Raw genomic sequence first — 15,375 nt, forward strand, 5'->3', positions numbered from 1 at the left:
GGGTGAGTAGGTTAGATGCAAGAGAAGAGGAGGCGTAAGGGCAATAAAGCCGTGATTCGTGGGCTGGCTTCTGGACGAATGCGAGTGAGGAGGACCGAAGCCGCGAGGTTTGTTGCGCGGATTTCCCAATTGGCTTCGCTGACAAGTGCATTTGTGGAGTTGCCAGAGAATGATAACTTCACTCGAATCAAAATACAATTACAGAGTCTGAACGAGCTGGTGTCCGGCATGAGGTTTGCACAAAGAGAACACCGCAGTATGAAGGAAGCGGTCCAGCAAGTTGTGACGATTCCGAATGCAGATAACCTGCAGAATATTGCCTCAAGACTGAATGGGGTCGTAACCTTGCTGCAAACGTTTGGGGAACGCATTGGCGTAGGCAGTGTCATTAATCCAGTGCTTGCGGAAGTTCAGAATGGCATTCAAACCGTGATGAATGATCCGGCACAGCGTTCTGATCCGATTCCGTTAGCAAATCTGGTGATCAATTTGCCGCGATATGTTATGGATGCTGTCAAGAACCCGGGTGAACGATCCAGACAGCGCCTTGGAGATGTTCTTCAAGGTATCCATCAGCAGAGCAGTGTATTGGGTGTTTCGAAGCAGGAGCTTGACGGGATGCAAGCTCTTACAGAAGGAATGGATAGGCTCTTGGGGAACGGTGCATCTTCAGGTGACTTGAGCGTTCAACTGGCCAACTATACCAATGCCCTGTCAGGTGTTGTTTCGGGTCTGAACCTTCCGAAAGCGGTCCGGGAAGCTGCATTGCAGTCATTATTGTCTATCTTAAAGAACTCCAGTGCTGATCATGTTCAGCATCATGTAGAAGCTAAAACCGCTCAAGGACACGGTTCTCCGAGCTCAAGAGAAACTGCTGAAGCAGGAGATTCCTTGGAATCAGGTCGAATCAGGGTCGCGGGACTAACGGGCCTGACGGTGGCTGCAGGTACGACGGGAAAGAATCGGGCTACAGGTACTGCAAGAGTAATGACTCCGGGGGGCATTACTGGAATTACAGGAGTAAGAGGTTCAACCGGGGCGACAGGAAATACGGGAGCAACAGTAGCGTTTGGATCCATCGGAGCGACAGGCAGAGCGAGCCTTAAGGGATCGAGAGGGCCGACAGGTAGAATGGGAGCGGCAAGTCCAGCAGGCACAGCTAGAACAGCGGGTCCGACCGCGCCAACAGGTGTAGTTGGGGTCACGGGTGATAGAGGTCTATTGGGAGCGCCCGGATGTAATGGAGTTACGGGTACCACCGGGGGAACTGGGATGACGAGACCGAAGGGTGCTGTAAGTGGAAGGGCAGTAACCGTTCCAAGCGGAGCAGCGCGTGTGGTTGGGGTTACGGGAACTACGGGCGAAGCAGGAATCGCGGGTTCAGCTGAAGCAACCGCAACCGAAGCGGCAAGTCCAGCAGGCATGGCGGGAACAACTGTCTCCATAGGATTTACGGGTGTTACAGGAGCCGCAGGAGTGACAGGTGCAGTAACCATCACGGGGTTAACAGGCCCAATAGAGACCACAGGAGTGACTGGAGTAATCGGTTCTACGGGGCCAACGGGCGGAGTTGAGGTTACAGCGGTAATTCGCCGTACGGGAACAGCAGGAGCCGCAGGAGCGTCTGAAGTAACCGATGCTGCTGGTTCAACGGGGGCCGGGCCATGGGTTGGGGGAGTTGTACTTTATAACGCGGCGGGAAGGACTCAATCGGTTCCAGCGATGTCGCCCATCATCTTCTCGCAAAATGAACTGCAAGGCGTAACTTTTAATGGAACCACGACACTCGCGATCAACACCGCAGGTTTTTATTTCATCAACTGGCAAGTTGCACTTTCCAACCAGCAAAATTCACCAGGCATCTTCGGAATTGTGGTTAATAGCAATACGACTTCTCCGGCCAACATGGCATCTAGTGCAAATGACGATCGGGTATCCGGCTCTGCCGTTATCAACATGAAGGTTGGCGATACCGTACAGCTATATAATTTGTCTGCACAGACCCAAACCGTTACATCTACACAGACCGCCGCCAGGCTCAATATCACCAGAATGGGTTATTAAAATAAGAACAGCTGCAAGATTTTACATGTTACAGCCGAAATGTTTGTGGTTAATACATTATTGGAAACAAGACATAAGCATTGTTGAGGAGGCCCTTAATCGTGTCAGATAATAATGTAACGTATAACAATCAAATGGAAAAAGATCATACAGAAGTATCCTTTCAAACCGTCGATGATATTCTGGAATATTACGGCAAGCGCCATAAAGAGGCAAGCGATTCGAAAGAATCCGTAAATTAATCTTAGTCTAACCACTTTTGACATGTTATCTTACATGCCAAAAGTGGTTTTTTAAAGGTGAGTGTACTATAATTATGGATCATCTGGATGGGTGTAAAGATGAAATACTTGATTCTAACCGCAAAATGTGATACTATTTCTTTTGTTGTGAATACGGTGGTCCGCTGCGGATAATGAAGGAAATACATAGAATTTCCGGAAGATGCAAGAACGCCTGTGTGAGAGGAGGGAGTCATAGATGATGAATATCGTTCAAGCGATTACTGAAGAACAACTTCGCAAGGATATTCCGAGCTTTCGTCCTGGTGATACTTTGAAAGTACACGTGAAGGTTATCGAGGGAACTCGTGAGCGTATCCAGTTGTTCGAAGGTGTTGTAATTAAACGTCGCGGTGGCGGAATCAGTGAGACTTTTACCGTTCGTAAAATTTCTTACGGTGTTGGTGTGGAAAGAACTTTCCCAATCAACTCGCCTAAAATCGATAAAATCGAAGTGGCTCGCCGTGGTAAAGTGCGTCGTGCGAAGCTTTATTATCTTCGTGAACTGCGCGGTAAAGCAGCGAGAATTAAAGAAATTCGTCGTTAATTACAAGGCGGTAAAAAGGGGCTTGTGCGTATATACAAGCCCCTTTTGTATATCCAAAAATCGCTATTATGGAAAGCGATCTATAGAGAAGGACGGTGGGTTATGGAGAAAGATCAACAACATGAGGCATTGGACACAAACGTGGGGAAACCGGCCAAGAAGGCTAAAAACGAGCTGGTAGAATGGCTAAAGGCTCTTCTTATTGCTCTGGTTCTCGTCGTTCTCATTCGCTGGCTTCTCTTTAAACCGTTTATTGTGCAAGGTCCGTCTATGGAACCTAATTTTGTATCCAATCAAAAGTTGATTGTTAACGAGATTCTATATGATATCCGCAAGCCAGAGCGTGGAGAAGTCATCGTATTCCATGTTCCTGATGAGGGTAGGGATTTCATTAAACGCGTGATCGCTGTTGCTGGTGATACGGTTAAAGTTGAAGGCGATAAAGTGCTTGTCAACGGAGAGCCTGTGAATGAAACCTACATACAGGAAGCAATTGATAAGGCCCATGCTGAGGACAGATTATACAATAACACAGATTTTCCGAACTCCTTTGTTCCGGAAGGCGTTGTTCCAGAAGGCCATGTGTTTGTGATGGGGGATAACCGTTCCAACAGCACAGACAGCCGAATGATAGGATATGTTCCTTTGGGGGATATTATCGGTCGAGCAGACTTGATTTTCTGGCCGATTAAAGACGTAGGGCTCATCAACCATTAGCCACGACGCTATAGAACGATGAAAGTTTGCAGAGCAAAGTAGAGGTGACGACGTTTGACAATACAATGGTTTCCTGGACATATGACCAAAGCGCGCCGCCAAATTCAGGAGAAGCTGAAGCTGATCGATGCTGTAATTGAGCTGATCGATGCGAGGCTTCCGCTCTCAAGCCGAAATCCGATGATTGACGAGATTTTGCAGGGCAAGCCGCGGCTGATCATCATGAATAAAGCCGATTTGGCCGATCCTGAGGTTACAAGGCAATGGCAGGCTTATTTTAAAGAAAATAGCCTAACGGCCTTTCCTGTAGATGCATCAACAGGAACAGGCATCAAGGATATTCCCAACCAGATTAAATTGCTGTTGAAGGAAAAAATCGACAAACAAATCGCCAAGGGAATGAATCCGCGTGCGATGCGTGTGTTGATTGTAGGTATACCGAATGTGGGCAAGTCCACTCTGATTAACCGGCTTGCTGGCCGTAACATCGCGGAGACGGGGGATCGTCCAGGTGTAACGAAAGGGCAGCAGTGGATTAAGGTTGCCGGCGGGGAGATGGAGCTGCTGGATACACCAGGTATCTTGTGGCCGAAGTTTGAGGATCAGAATGTAGGGTACCGACTTGCGGTAACCGGCGCGATCAAGGAAGAAATATTGAACGTAGAGGATATTGCGTATTTTGCGATCAAATATTTCTCCAACTATTATTGGGAGACGATGAGTGAGCGATTTGATCTCAAGGAACGTCCGACGGATCTGGACAATCCGGATGAAATCGTTGCCGTCATGGAAGCGGTCGGAAGAAAACGCGGCTGTATCGTAAGCGGCGGCAGAGTCGATCTGGAAAAAGCCTCGAGCATATTCCTGCGTGAGCTCCGTGCAGGCAAGCTAGGCCGCTATTCCATGGAGTCCCCTTATTGATTAGCTTGGGATAATGCGATACATCTCTGCTCATGTCCGCCATGAGGATGATACAGCATAAAAGTTTTGTTTTTGGCACGTGATAAAAAAGTGAATGTAAGACAAGGTAAGAGCTGCCGGTGATGGCAGCTCTTTTTGTTGAAATGGTATGATCCTACCTGTTCTGGAATCGGCGTTTGCTGCGAAAGGGTGACGCCCTGTGTCTTGTGTGATAATCTAGAAGAGTTACTAGATTGAGAGTGTAGTTGACAGACCGTATGTACGGACTTGAAACAAGCGGTAATTTGGAACCAAAGGGGTTAAACCTATGACGGATTTATTAATGTACGAGCGTGACTATTGGAATCATTATATACATATTGCAGGCATTGACGAAGTTGGCCGGGGCTGTTTGTTCGGAGATGTGGTTGCGGCGGCGGTTATTTTACCGGAAGGGTTAGTAATCGAAGGGATTGATGATTCGAAGAAACTCAGTGCCAAGAAGCGGGAGACACTCTATGATCTCATCATGGAAGATGCGCTCGCTGTCGGTGTGGGGTTGGTGGATGCGGAAACGATCGACAGGATCAACATTAAACAAGCGGCAAGGCTTGCGATGAAGATGGCTGTTGAGCAATTGGCGGTCACCCCTCAATTTCTGCTTGTTGATGCTGAGAAGGTGGATTGCGATATCCCGCAGCGTGCGATTATCAAAGGCGATGCCAACAGCCAGTCCATTGCCGCGGCTTCCATTATTGCGAAGGTCACCCGTGACAGATTGTGTGAAAGGGAATGGGAGGCGCGATATCCGGAATACGGAATTGCAGTACATAAAGGCTACGCAACCAAATTTCACCGGGAACAGCTGCAATTGCACGGACCTACGTCCATGCACCGGAGAAGTTTTTTGAAAAACATGGAGATTGAGCAATTGTCCTTATTCTAGAATTCGATGCAGCCCGCCCTCGTCAAAAGGCGGGCTGCTGCCGATATATAAGGTAAATAGAAGGCGTGGGAGGATAAATCGTGAACATCGGATCGTTGATTCGCGGACTCCTGGGAGAGCAAAAGCCGGGAGACGCCAAGACGTTGGAATTAAAGCCGGGTCAGGTCGTTCGCGGTGTGGTTATGAACGTATCGGAAGATGGGCAGGAAGCGTTAGTGCAGATCCAGGGCGTTCAAGTGAAGGCAAAACTGGAAACGCCGCTTCGAGCCGGAGAAACCGCGCTTCTGCAGGTTCAGCCGCCGGGAGATGGAGGGACAGCCGTACTCAAGCCGCTTAGTCCAACGCCGGGCCAGCCGTTGTCCCCATCCTCCATGGCGGAGGTGCTGGACTTTGCCGGTCTCCCGGATACGAAGGAAAACCGGGAAATGATTAAGGGCATGCAGACGGCAGGAGTTCCGTTAACGAAGGAAAATATAGCTATGTTTCGTGAGGCGTTGGCCGTGAAACCACCAATGGTTCCTGCGGCAGAATGGGCGGAGTCGGCTGCTATCGCGTTTCATCGCGGACTGCCGATTACTCCCGAAAGTGTGAAGGGGCTGCATCAGGCAGTATTCGGACCTCAGCTCCATCAATTACTGCAGTCTCTTGAACAGCAGCTGGCGTCTGTTATAAGTGTCGGCGCCGGGACTGCTGGAGATGGGGGGGAAGGCACAGCGCCTGCATCTTCTCCTATAGCCGGTGCTGCGAGCGGCGCAGCAGCTGAAACCGTACCGCAGCAGGCCAGCACTCCAGCAGGAGGCGCTGGCAGCGCAGCGCAGACCGCGACAGGTCAGCAGGCACTGCTGACCAAGCTGCAAGGCCTGCTGCAGCAGCTGCGCGGCGAGCTCGCGCAGCCATGGGCTGGCGGCGGCACGGCAACGCCTGCCGCCGGACAAGCCGCCGTGCCCGCTGGGCTGGCGGCAGCCCCGGGCGAAGGGGCCGCAGGCCCTTCGCCCAAGCCGCCCACCCCTGGCGCGGAGCCATGGGTGGGGCGGCTCCTGAAGCTGCTCGGTGCAGAGCACGAGCAGCAAAGCCTGCGCGGGGCCGTCAGCGGCCCCGCGGGTGAAGCGGCGCGCACGGGTAGCGCCGCTTTGCCGGGCGGGCAGCAGGCGACCGCGCTGCCCGGCGGTGGCGCGGCAGGAGCGAGTGCGGCAGTGCCCGCACCTGCTCCTGCTCCAGCACCCGCTCCATCGACAGCGGGTGCTGCTTTATCGCCTGCTGCTGCGGCACAGCAGCAGGCGGCAGCTGGGGGAGTCGCCGCTTCCCAGCCGCCAGCCGCCAATGCTGCCGGTACCGGCTCAGGGGCCGTACCGAGCGCCCCTGTTACGGCTGGTAACGCAGCAAGCATAATTCATCAAGCTCCGGTTGCCCAAGCGGGCACAGCGAATCAGCCGGGCGTGGCACAACCCTCTGTGCCTTCTGCACAGCAGAGTATGGCCCAGGGCATGCAGCAGCAGTCAGTCATCGCCTCAACGCAGGCAGGCGACTCGTCACAAGCCCTTCAGGACACCTTGAAGGGGGTGCTCCTTCAAGTTCTGTCCAGCCAGGAAACACCGTCGGCACTGAAGGAAGCCGCTCAGCAAATCGTGCAGCATTTAACGGGGCAGCAGCTCCTGCTGAACACGGATAGAACAGCACCGTTCGCCCAGGTTACCATGTTTATCCCTCTGCATGGCGCGGACGGAGAACAGACCGCCTCCGTACATATTCAGTCGCGCAGAGGGCGCAAAGGCGAGCTCGATGCCACCAACTGCCGGCTGTTGTTTGATCTGGATATGAGATTTCTGGGACCGACCCTCATTGATGTGCAGGTCGTCGACCGGATTGTCAGCCTCAGCTTCCGGAATGACCAGAGCTTTGCCGCGGAACTGTTTGAAGGAAAAAAGCAAGAGCTGGCGACGGCTGTTGCGTCCATTGGTTATCAGTTGTTAAGCGTAAAAACAGAACCGCTGCCCGTTGATCCACAGCCGTCTTCGGATATGTCGGTGCAGGGAACGGCCGCAGAATACGCCCCTCAGACCTATAAAGGGGTGGATATGCGGATATGACCAAGCAAGAGCAAGAACAAGGATCGATGACGGCCATGAAAAAGGCCGTTGCTCTTAAATATACGCCTGGCGAGAGTGAAGCGCCGATGGTTGTTGCCAAAGGACAGGGCAAGCTGGCGGAATCTATTCTGGATAAAGCCAAAGAGCATGGGGTTCCTGTTCAGGAGGACGCCGCATTGGTGGAGATTCTCTCCAAGCTGGACCTGGACCAGCAGATCCCTGCAGAGCTTTATCAGCTCGTAGCCGAAGTGCTGACATACGTTTATCGCGCGGATGGTCAGGCGAAGCAGGAGGGAATGATGCCGTAATGCCCTCTCGATTCGGGAAGAAAGACAGCCGCAAGCAAAAAGGTGCGGCTGCTGAGGAATTGGCGGCAGCAGCCTTGGTTGAGAAAGGTTATCGCATACTGGACCGCAATTGGCGCTGCCGCTTTGGAGAACTGGATATCGTTGCCGAGATCGGGGCGACCCTCGTGATCATTGAAGTAAGAAGCCGAAGCGGGACGACAAGCTTCGGTACGCCTTCGGAATCCGTAAATGCCCGCAAAATGATACAGGTTCGGAATACGGCACAGCAGTACGTGCATCAGAAACGTCACCATGAACGGTCGGTTCGCTTCGATGTCATCTCGATAATTCTTGGCGCTGATCTGACGGCTGTCTCGATGGAGCATATCGAGAATGCATTTTAGATTGAAAGTGAATGCTACCCCGCATAACACGAATTAAAAAAAGAAGGTGGCGGAGTGATAAACTCCTTCACCTTCTTTTACTTAAACGGTGAGTTTCCATTAGTATTGGCAGACTTCCAGACAGTTGTCATCCAGATCATAGAAGGTAAAGTAGGTTGCGCCGTACTCCAGAATGGTATCGACGCGTACGCCATGGTCCTTCAGGTGTTGATGAGCCTCCTCGGCATTGGAGACAAAAAAATTAAACATAGCGTGACGGGGCTCAAAATACTTACCCTCTTCTGTAGAGAACAGGGTGAGGGATGTCTGCCCGAACAGGATGCATTGGTATTCGCCTTGCTCGCTCTCCCAACCGACTCGGCCTCCCAAAACATTTGTGTACCACTCCTTTGCAGCTTTCATATTCCGGGTGGGTACAAAGACAGTGTCAATATGCTGAAAAATAGAAGTAGTCATGGTATCACTCCTTGGTTTTATTTGCTGCTGCTCCAGATCAAGACCTGTTCTTTTTGCCCCGTGTCGCTGTCCACCGAAACATCAAGAACTTCAAAACCGTTTTTTATATAGAAGCGGAATGCCCTCTGGTTCTTCTCATACACCCGAAGCTTCAAAACATCTCTAAGGTTCATGGCGCAGTGAAGAAGTGCTTTTCCGTATCCCTGATTTTGTTGGCCTGTGTTAACAAATAATGCGGCAAGATCATTTTCAACCATGGAGACGAACCCTTGGATGCCTCCTGCGTCTTCAATCAAGTAGGTTTCTGACATCGGGAGATAGACATTCCGCATTTCCGCTTGCCGGGACTCCCAATATTCGGCTGGGACAAAATGATGGGCTTCCTTGGATGCATCAAGCCAGATTTGGATGAGATCATCCATATCAGCAGGGGCCATCGGTCTGACTTCCATGATGTATTCACTCCAATCGCTGTCATTTAGCGGGATGTTTCTTCGGTCGCGATATGCTGTCGATCCAGCTGCCGGTATTGAATCGCTTCAGCAACGTGACGGCTATGAATCTCTCGGGATGCTTCCAAGTCTGCAATGGTTCTAGCCAGCTTCAGAATCCTGTCATAGGCGCGCATGCTAAGACCAAGTGTGTCGATTGTCGCTTGCAGAAGCTCTGCCGAGTCCTTGTCCAGCAGCACATGTTTCCTCAGGAAGCTTCCAAAGAGTTCACTGTTCCAGCAAAATGGAAGTCTGTGGTAGCGCTCTAACTGAATGGCTTGCGCCGCGTAGACTTGATCCCGCATTTGCTGTGAGGATATAGGAGTGGAGCTTCCCGGCCATTCCTTAGGCCTGGGCACGTCCACCTGCAGGTCGATCCGGTCCATTAAGGGACCCGAGATCTTAGCGCGGTATTGAGCAATTCGAGTAACGCTGCAAGTGCATCGCTGATGGGGATGATCGCTGCCGTAATAACCGCACGGACAAGGGTTCATCGAACAAGCCAGCATGAAATGCGCCGGGAAGGTAAATACCGCCCGTGCCCGGCTGATGGTTACTTCGCGGTCCTCCAGGGGCTGGCGCAGCACCTCAAGCACATGCCTGGAGAACTCAGGGAGTTCATCAAGGAACAGAATGCCCTTGTGGGCCAGGCTGACCTCCCCCGGCTTCGGAATGGTTCCCCCTCCGATGAGCCCGCCGGCCGAGATGGTATGATGCGGAGACCTGAAGGGGCGTTTGGTCATCAAGCCGTCGGACGATTTTAATTTGCCGGCAGCGCTGAATATTTTCGTAGTTGTCAACGCTTCTTGGTCTGCCAGCGGCGGAAGGATGGTGGGAAGACGCTTCATGAGCATCGTTTTTCCGGTACCGGGAGGGCCGATAAGCAAGATGTTGTGCATCCCGGCAGCAGCAATCGTGAGGGCCCGCTTGATATGCTGCTGTCCGATCACATCTTGATAATCTTCAAGCTGTGTGTCCTGCGGGCTTTCATGTTGTGTTCCACCAGACTGCGATGATTTATCATAGCGGAGCTTTGACAGCGAAACGTCAGCCATTAAATTTCCCATGGCTCCATTGGGATCATTCCCATCCTGAACGAGCTCTTTCAGGTGCTGCAGCCCGTAAACCTCGATTCCCCCAATTAATGCTGCTTCAGGAGCATTCTCGAGCGGCAGGACAACCCCAGTAAAACCCTCTTTTTTGGCTTGCTCCACCATGGGCAGAACACCCGTTACGGGTCTGAGCGCACCATCCAGTGCAAGTTCGCCAACGATTAGCATTCGTCCTGCATCCGTAAAGGTCCATTGCTCGCTTGTCAGCAATATGCCAACAGCGATCGCCAGATCGAAGGAGGATCCCACCTTGCGAAGATCTGCCGGGGCGAGATTGATGGTTACCCGTTTAAGCGGGTAGGTAAATCCGCAGTTTTTGATCGCTGCCCGTACCCGCTCCACGGATTCCCGGATAGAGGAATCGGGCAGCCCGATAATGGCGGTTTGCGGCAGACCATTGGCAAGGTCCACCTCTACCTGAATGACAACGCCATCAATGCCGTGCAAGCACGCGCTATGAAGTTTTCCATACATAAAAAAGCACCTCTTTTTCAGATATCAGTGGATTGTATTCGTTATAGAACATCCGTGATTTCGAAAAGGGTGCTTCCTCCTTTCGCTGGTGATTATAGTCCGTATTGTAAAAGCTTATCCAGCTTATGTCAATTCATATGCGTTCTCTCTGTTTTACAGTTTCCTCGATATCGACAGCAAATGGGTTGCCCTCGATTTTAATCACACCCCACCACGGCGTAACTGGTTAGAAAATCAAATCATATTAGGAGAGGCTCGAGAGAAATATGAGTTGTCTGCATTTGAAAGAGTATGAACATTATTAGTAAAACCAAGACAATAAGTAAGCGCATGAACCCATTTTTTATAAAGATGGGTTCTAATCTAGCCCAATCTGGATATTAGTCCAACCTTAAAGCAAAACACTCAAGTACCCTAAACCATCTTTATGGGGAGGTGTCATGATTGAGTTGCCTTGAACATGGAATTAACCGTAAAAAGAAAACCGAAGTGGTTTGTCCTCCGAAAGAAAGAAGGAAGAAGTGCAGGCGTCGAGTCTTTAAAAAAATAGTGAGGGTCTCATGTCCTCCGCCCATTTTGACACTTTCCATGGTATCTGGAGTTTATGCTTCCGAAGCAAGTGATTTGAATGTTGCTGAGTTACAAGACGCCATAACAGAACATAATGAATCCTTTATACATTCATTAGAAGCGAAAAAAAACGAGATTGTAGATACACTTAACAAGTTTCCAGAAGATGAAGTATTACAGGAAGTAAAACAATACTTGAATGAAAAAACCTGAACTTTCTGATGGGCAAATCATCAGTGATTTCAGTGTAAATGTTTTACTGTACAATGATAGTGGAGCGACTTTATCGCTCGACAATTATATTGAAGAACTCGAAGAGCAAGCCTCCTTTAAAACAAGTCTTAATGACGAAGAGATTAAACCACTTGCTACTGGTGGAATTGTTTGGGTAAACTCAATTAAATGGTAATTTAAATACTAGAAATATCGAAATCACAACAAAATACGTTAGTTATGTAGGAAGTAAACCCGACAGTGTAAGTTTTACCAATAAATTTCTTGCCAGTGATGTACAAACCAGTAACAAAGGATACTACGCAGAGAAAGGAAGAGATTCAAAACACTTAACAAGAAATCAATCATTTACTTCAACTTTAAGATCTCAAACGAAGTATTGGATTGGATCGACTGAAGTAAAAGTCTTTGAAAAAGGAGTACCGGTCGGACTTCAAACCGGTGACACTGGTCGAATACTGTATAACAACGCGGCAATGCCTTATTTTAAATACGTAGATTCACGCTCTGGATTGTCAATTATGAACCGTCTTCTACAACATGGAAAAAGGTTCCAAATCCAACTCCGTGGGATAGCAGTAAGGATAGAGGTGCATACATTACTTATTACATTAATACTTATGGAAATCCTGGATGGGATTGGGCATCATACGAAATACATCATATAAAACCACGTGAATATGGTGGTGGAAACGAAAAATCTAATTTAATACCTGTTCCTCGATCAATTCATCAACAACTTATAACAGCTTGGTGGAACAGCTACAATAAAGGGTGATTAAAAATTGGCATCAGATGTAGTTAACAACTTAGAAGCATATAGAAAATGTTTAAATAATGATAAATATATTCAACATTACAGCAGCGGTAATCTGAATGAGACTAAATCAGCATTTAATTCCCCTGCATCACTAAGTGACATTCAAAATTTATGCCAGAAAAAAGGCTGGACACTTCCAGATCATTATGTTGAATTTTTGTTGTATTGTAACGGATGCTATTTGTTTAGAGACCAGTTCGGGACAGGTTTTGACTTGTTAAGCCATAAACAAATGGATGAATACCACTTAAATTACATGCCTAAAAACTGGATTCCTATTTGTTATTATGTTGGAGATTATTTATTCATCGACTCAGATAGAGTGGATACTGGAAAAGGATATTTGATGTGGCACAACCACGAACAATATTTTGAGGATCCACCAACTATCAGGTTTGAAATTGATTTTAATACTTGGCTTGAAAGATTAATAATTGCCCAAGGCTCACCTTTCTGGGAATGGAAAAATTAATATTGCCAAGTAAATAACCCGCGGGATTTTCCTGCGGGTTATTTACATTATTCAAGAATTTTTTCTCGTAATAGAATGTAAGCATGAAAAAGGGGAGAAAGACACGCACGGCTGCATGAGTGCGGCGTGCCCTTTCCCGCTTTTTCATTTGTCAAACCTTGCACAATCGTCGAGATATGGGCCACTTGTTTCCGGCTTTTAAAGGCTCATAAAAAGGAAAGGGATGTGGATTCATTTTTGGTTGTTCATCCCATGGGATTCTCAGTTCTTTAAGCAAAGAACCTACTAGCTATATGCCAGCAGGTTCTTTTTTGCGTCTAGTCGTATTAATCGACTCACATGCTTTATTTCCTCTAATGGTACCCAAACGGGTCCATAAACGCTCCGCATCTTTAAACAATCTGTACAAGCATCAGGGATGCCTTGTAATACTGCGCCATCGATAAGATATATCGTCACGCTTTGCTTCTTCTGTATGGCTATCTTCAGTTCTTTTTCCCACATTTGATTGATCACGCACCTATGACTAAAGTAATGATTTTAGTATATCAAAAGTGGGTAAAATTTACTATGATTTATCTGAATACAAATAAAGATCATTTGAAAAAGGGATGTGGATTTACATACTCGGTAGGATTAAAAAGGAGCCTTGAATGGCTCCATTAAAGGTTAAAGCGGCAGGCCGCACACCTGTTATTTCCGGAGCCAGTGAGTCTTTCGGTAATCGACAGGTGTCGGCCGGTCATTTTTTTAACAAGCGATCGTCCATTTTGGCCTGCCAGCTGATATCCACAAACTCATCATGCTGATGAAGAACGACCCTAATATTGTAGGAAAATAATACGACATCATGATGAGAAAATAAACCAGTACCATTCTAGTGAATAGCATAAAAAGGATAAAAAGTTTTAATTTATGCCATAGTTTAGTATATTGAATAAGGGATTTAATGGTATAATATTACAGTATATGCTAATTAAAACAGGTTGGGGAGGGGACGAAATGACAATATTATGGGGGAATATCATCATTACGCTCGTTGCGGGATTCATCGGAGTTGCCGTCGTGGTTTTAGGGATTGTCGGATTATTGCACTATGTGAAGAAAAAGTAGATTTTATTTTACATATTTTTCCAATTTATATCTGGAAGGAATCAAACCCATGCTAAATAGAGTGGATAAACGGTGAACTTTTTAAGGTAAGCGTTTTAAAAACATGTTACAATAGCTTGGGTTTAATATATAAAGGTTGACACGAGAATAACTTTCTTTCATAGATTAGTCTCATGTTAACCAGCCTTGTTCCAGTCATGTTGATAGGAGGATTCGAGAATGAATATCCATGAATATCAAGGAAAACAAGTACTGAAGCAATATGGAGTAGCTGTTCCGAACGGCAAGGTAGCGTTTACGGTGGAAGAAGCAGTGGAAGCTGCACAGTCTTTGGGCAGTCCCGTAACCGTTGTCAAAGCACAGATCCACGCAGGTGGCCGGGGTAAAGCCGGCGGCGTTAAAGTGGCGAAGAACCTGGATGAGGTTCGTGCTTATGCTGAAGAAATTCTGGGCAAGGTGTTGGTAACTCACCAAACGGGTCCAGAAGGCAAGGAAGTTAAGCGTCTCCTCATTGAAGAGGGCTGCGATATTCGCAAAGAGTATTATATCGGTGTTGTAGTTGACCGTGCTACTGGCCGTGTCGTCTTGATGGCGTCTGAAGAAGGCGGTACTGAAATCGAAGAGGTTGCAGCAGCAACTCCTGAGAAGATTTTTAAAGAAGTCGTGGATCCAGCGATCGGACTTCAAACGTTCCAAGCACGGAAATTAGCGTATTCCATTAATATCCCGAATGAACTGGTTGGTAAAGCCGTTCAGTTCATGCTGGCCCTGTATAAGGCATTTGTTGAGAAGGATTGCTCTATCGCTGAGATCAATCCGCTTGTCGTAACAGGTGACGGAAACGTCATGGCTCTTGATGCCAAACTCAATTTTGACTCCAATGCGCTGTTCCGTCATAAGGACATTCTTGAACTGCGCGACCTGGACGAAGAAGACGAGAAGGAAATCGAAGCATCCAAATACGACTTGAGTTATATAGCTCTTGATGGCAATATCGGCTGCATGGTTAACGGAGCCGGTCTTGCGATGGCTACTATGGACATCATCAAGTATTATGGCGGCGACCCTGCTAACTTCCTTGATGTTGGGGGCGGTGCAACAACGGAGAAGGTAACGGAAGCCTTCAAGATTATTTTGTCCGATCCTCAAGTAAAAGGAATCTTTGTCAACATTTTCGGTGGTATTATGCGTTGCGACGTTATCGCTACCGGTGTTGTTGAAGCAGCGAAACAGCTGGGCTTAACTCGTCCGCTTGTTGTCCGCTTGGAAGGAACGAATGTTGACCTCGGCAAGCAAATTTTGGCTGAGTCCGGTCTGAACATCGTGCCTGCTGATTCCATGGCCGACGGAGCACAGAAGATCGTCTCCCTCGTTCAGTAATAATTCATTCCTGAAGGGGC

16 protein-coding genes are annotated in these 15,375 nt (G+C 48.3%); 13 read left to right on the plus strand and 3 right to left on the minus strand.

Translation table 11 applies throughout. From position 1 onward, the window contains the following. The first annotated feature begins 15 nt into the window (after positions 1 to 15). From B9D94_RS09630 to B9D94_RS09665, 9 genes are all read left to right on the plus strand, one after another. Complete coding sequence (locus B9D94_RS09630) at positions 16 to 2,064, plus strand: collagen-like repeat preface domain-containing protein (protein ID WP_148246912.1); 2,049 nt, start codon at positions 16 to 18, stop codon at positions 2,062 to 2,064. Positions 2,065 to 2,165: 101 nt separating this feature from the next. Then, positions 2,166 to 2,306: a hypothetical protein gene (locus B9D94_RS30940; RefSeq protein WP_006211355.1), complete on the plus strand. Its 141-nt coding sequence runs from the start codon at positions 2,166 to 2,168 to the stop codon at positions 2,304 to 2,306. Positions 2,307 to 2,547: 241 nt separating this feature from the next. Further along, positions 2,548 to 2,892, plus strand: coding sequence for a 50S ribosomal protein L19 (gene rplS / locus B9D94_RS09635; protein WP_036642425.1), 345 nt, complete (start codon positions 2,548 to 2,550; stop codon positions 2,890 to 2,892). A 102-nt stretch (positions 2,893 to 2,994) separates the two neighbouring features. After that, complete coding sequence (gene lepB, locus B9D94_RS09640) at positions 2,995 to 3,609, plus strand: signal peptidase I (RefSeq protein WP_006211353.1); 615 nt, start codon at positions 2,995 to 2,997, stop codon at positions 3,607 to 3,609. Between the two features lie 54 nt (positions 3,610 to 3,663). Then, positions 3,664 to 4,530, plus strand: a complete 867-nt coding sequence (gene ylqF / locus B9D94_RS09645; protein ID WP_006211352.1) for a ribosome biogenesis GTPase YlqF — start codon at positions 3,664 to 3,666, stop codon at positions 4,528 to 4,530. A gap of 307 nt (positions 4,531 to 4,837) precedes the next feature. Continuing rightward, positions 4,838 to 5,455, plus strand: a complete 618-nt coding sequence (locus B9D94_RS09650) for a ribonuclease HII (RefSeq protein ID WP_006211351.1) — start codon at positions 4,838 to 4,840, stop codon at positions 5,453 to 5,455. Positions 5,456 to 5,535: 80 nt separating this feature from the next. Further along, positions 5,536 to 7,542 carry a hypothetical protein gene (locus tag B9D94_RS09655; RefSeq protein WP_148246913.1) on the plus strand — a complete coding sequence of 669 codons (2,007 nt, stop codon included), beginning with the start codon at positions 5,536 to 5,538 and terminating at the stop codon, positions 7,540 to 7,542. After that, complete coding sequence (locus B9D94_RS09660; RefSeq protein ID WP_006211349.1) at positions 7,539 to 7,850, plus strand: EscU/YscU/HrcU family type III secretion system export apparatus switch protein; 312 nt, start codon at positions 7,539 to 7,541, stop codon at positions 7,848 to 7,850. Before B9D94_RS09655 ends, B9D94_RS09660 begins: the two co-directional genes overlap by 4 nt. Beyond that, positions 7,850 to 8,233: a YraN family protein gene (locus B9D94_RS09665; protein WP_036642045.1), complete on the plus strand. Its 384-nt coding sequence runs from the start codon at positions 7,850 to 7,852 to the stop codon at positions 8,231 to 8,233. The genes B9D94_RS09660 and B9D94_RS09665 overlap by 1 nt, the downstream gene beginning before the upstream one ends. 99 nt (positions 8,234 to 8,332) lie before the next feature. On the opposite strand, the gene B9D94_RS09670 is transcribed toward B9D94_RS09665, so the two are convergent. Genes B9D94_RS09670 through B9D94_RS09680 form a run of 3 tightly spaced genes read right to left on the minus strand, consistent with a single transcriptional unit; the run spans position 8,333 to position 10,766 of the window. Further along, positions 8,333 to 8,689, minus strand: a complete 357-nt coding sequence (locus B9D94_RS09670) for a VOC family protein (protein WP_148246914.1) — start codon at positions 8,687 to 8,689, stop codon at positions 8,333 to 8,335. A gap of 17 nt (positions 8,690 to 8,706) precedes the next feature. Continuing rightward, a complete protein-coding gene (locus B9D94_RS09675) occupies positions 8,707 to 9,141 on the minus strand; it encodes a GNAT family N-acetyltransferase (RefSeq protein WP_036642047.1) in 435 nt (144 codons plus the stop codon). A 26-nt stretch (positions 9,142 to 9,167) separates the two neighbouring features. Further along, on the minus strand, positions 9,168 to 10,766 hold the full coding sequence (locus tag B9D94_RS09680) for a YifB family Mg chelatase-like AAA ATPase (RefSeq protein WP_148246915.1): 1,599 nt from the start codon (positions 10,764 to 10,766) through the stop codon (positions 9,168 to 9,170). 444 nt (positions 10,767 to 11,210) lie between these two features. Here B9D94_RS09680 and B9D94_RS09685 point away from each other — a divergent pair, with 444 nt between their 5' ends. The 4 genes from B9D94_RS09685 to sucC all read left to right on the plus strand — a co-directional run bounded on the left by B9D94_RS09685 (position 11,211) and on the right by sucC (position 15,355). Beyond that, positions 11,211 to 11,549, plus strand: coding sequence for a hypothetical protein (locus tag B9D94_RS09685; RefSeq protein WP_148246916.1), 339 nt, complete (start codon positions 11,211 to 11,213; stop codon positions 11,547 to 11,549). Continuing rightward, positions 11,536 to 11,745 (plus strand): hypothetical protein, encoded by a 210-nt coding sequence (locus B9D94_RS09690; RefSeq protein ID WP_148246917.1) that lies wholly within the window; start codon positions 11,536 to 11,538, stop codon positions 11,743 to 11,745. Before B9D94_RS09685 ends, B9D94_RS09690 begins: the two co-directional genes overlap by 14 nt. 610 nt (positions 11,746 to 12,355) lie before the next feature. After that, a complete protein-coding gene (locus B9D94_RS09695; protein WP_148246918.1) occupies positions 12,356 to 12,862 on the plus strand; it encodes an SMI1/KNR4 family protein in 507 nt (168 codons plus the stop codon). 1,332 nt (positions 12,863 to 14,194) lie between these two features. Beyond that, complete coding sequence (gene sucC, locus B9D94_RS09700; RefSeq protein WP_006211339.1) at positions 14,195 to 15,355, plus strand: ADP-forming succinate--CoA ligase subunit beta; 1,161 nt, start codon at positions 14,195 to 14,197, stop codon at positions 15,353 to 15,355. The last annotated feature ends 20 nt before the right edge of the window (positions 15,356 to 15,375 follow it).

The sequence above is a fragment of the Paenibacillus sp. Cedars genome (genome assembly GCF_003184205.1).
GTDB classification, from domain to species: Bacteria; Bacillota; Bacilli; order Paenibacillales; family Paenibacillaceae; genus Paenibacillus_AQ; species Paenibacillus_AQ glucanolyticus.

Excerpts from the sequence above, each read along its gene's own strand:
- B9D94_RS09630 (WP_148246912.1), top strand. The coding sequence starts at position 16 with ATGCAAGAGAAGAGGAGGCGTAAGGGCAATAAAGCCGTGATTCGTGGG.
- rplS (WP_036642425.1), top strand. The coding sequence starts at position 2,548 with ATGAATATCGTTCAAGCGATTACTGAAGAACAACTTCGCAAGGATATT.
- lepB (WP_006211353.1), top strand. The coding sequence starts at position 2,995 with ATGGAGAAAGATCAACAACATGAGGCATTGGACACAAACGTGGGGAAA.
- B9D94_RS09650 (WP_006211351.1), top strand. The coding sequence starts at position 4,838 with ATGACGGATTTATTAATGTACGAGCGTGACTATTGGAATCATTATATA.
- B9D94_RS09660 (WP_006211349.1), top strand. The coding sequence starts at position 7,539 with ATGACCAAGCAAGAGCAAGAACAAGGATCGATGACGGCCATGAAAAAG.
- B9D94_RS09665 (WP_036642045.1), top strand. The coding sequence starts at position 7,850 with ATGCCCTCTCGATTCGGGAAGAAAGACAGCCGCAAGCAAAAAGGTGCG.
- B9D94_RS09670 (WP_148246914.1), bottom strand. The coding sequence starts at position 8,689 with ATGACTACTTCTATTTTTCAGCATATTGACACTGTCTTTGTACCCACC.
- B9D94_RS09675 (WP_036642047.1), bottom strand. The coding sequence starts at position 9,141 with ATGGAAGTCAGACCGATGGCCCCTGCTGATATGGATGATCTCATCCAA.
- B9D94_RS09680 (WP_148246915.1), bottom strand. The coding sequence starts at position 10,766 with ATGTATGGAAAACTTCATAGCGCGTGCTTGCACGGCATTGATGGCGTT.
- B9D94_RS09690 (WP_148246917.1), top strand. The coding sequence starts at position 11,536 with ATGAAAAAACCTGAACTTTCTGATGGGCAAATCATCAGTGATTTCAGT.
- sucC (WP_006211339.1), top strand. The coding sequence starts at position 14,195 with ATGAATATCCATGAATATCAAGGAAAACAAGTACTGAAGCAATATGGA.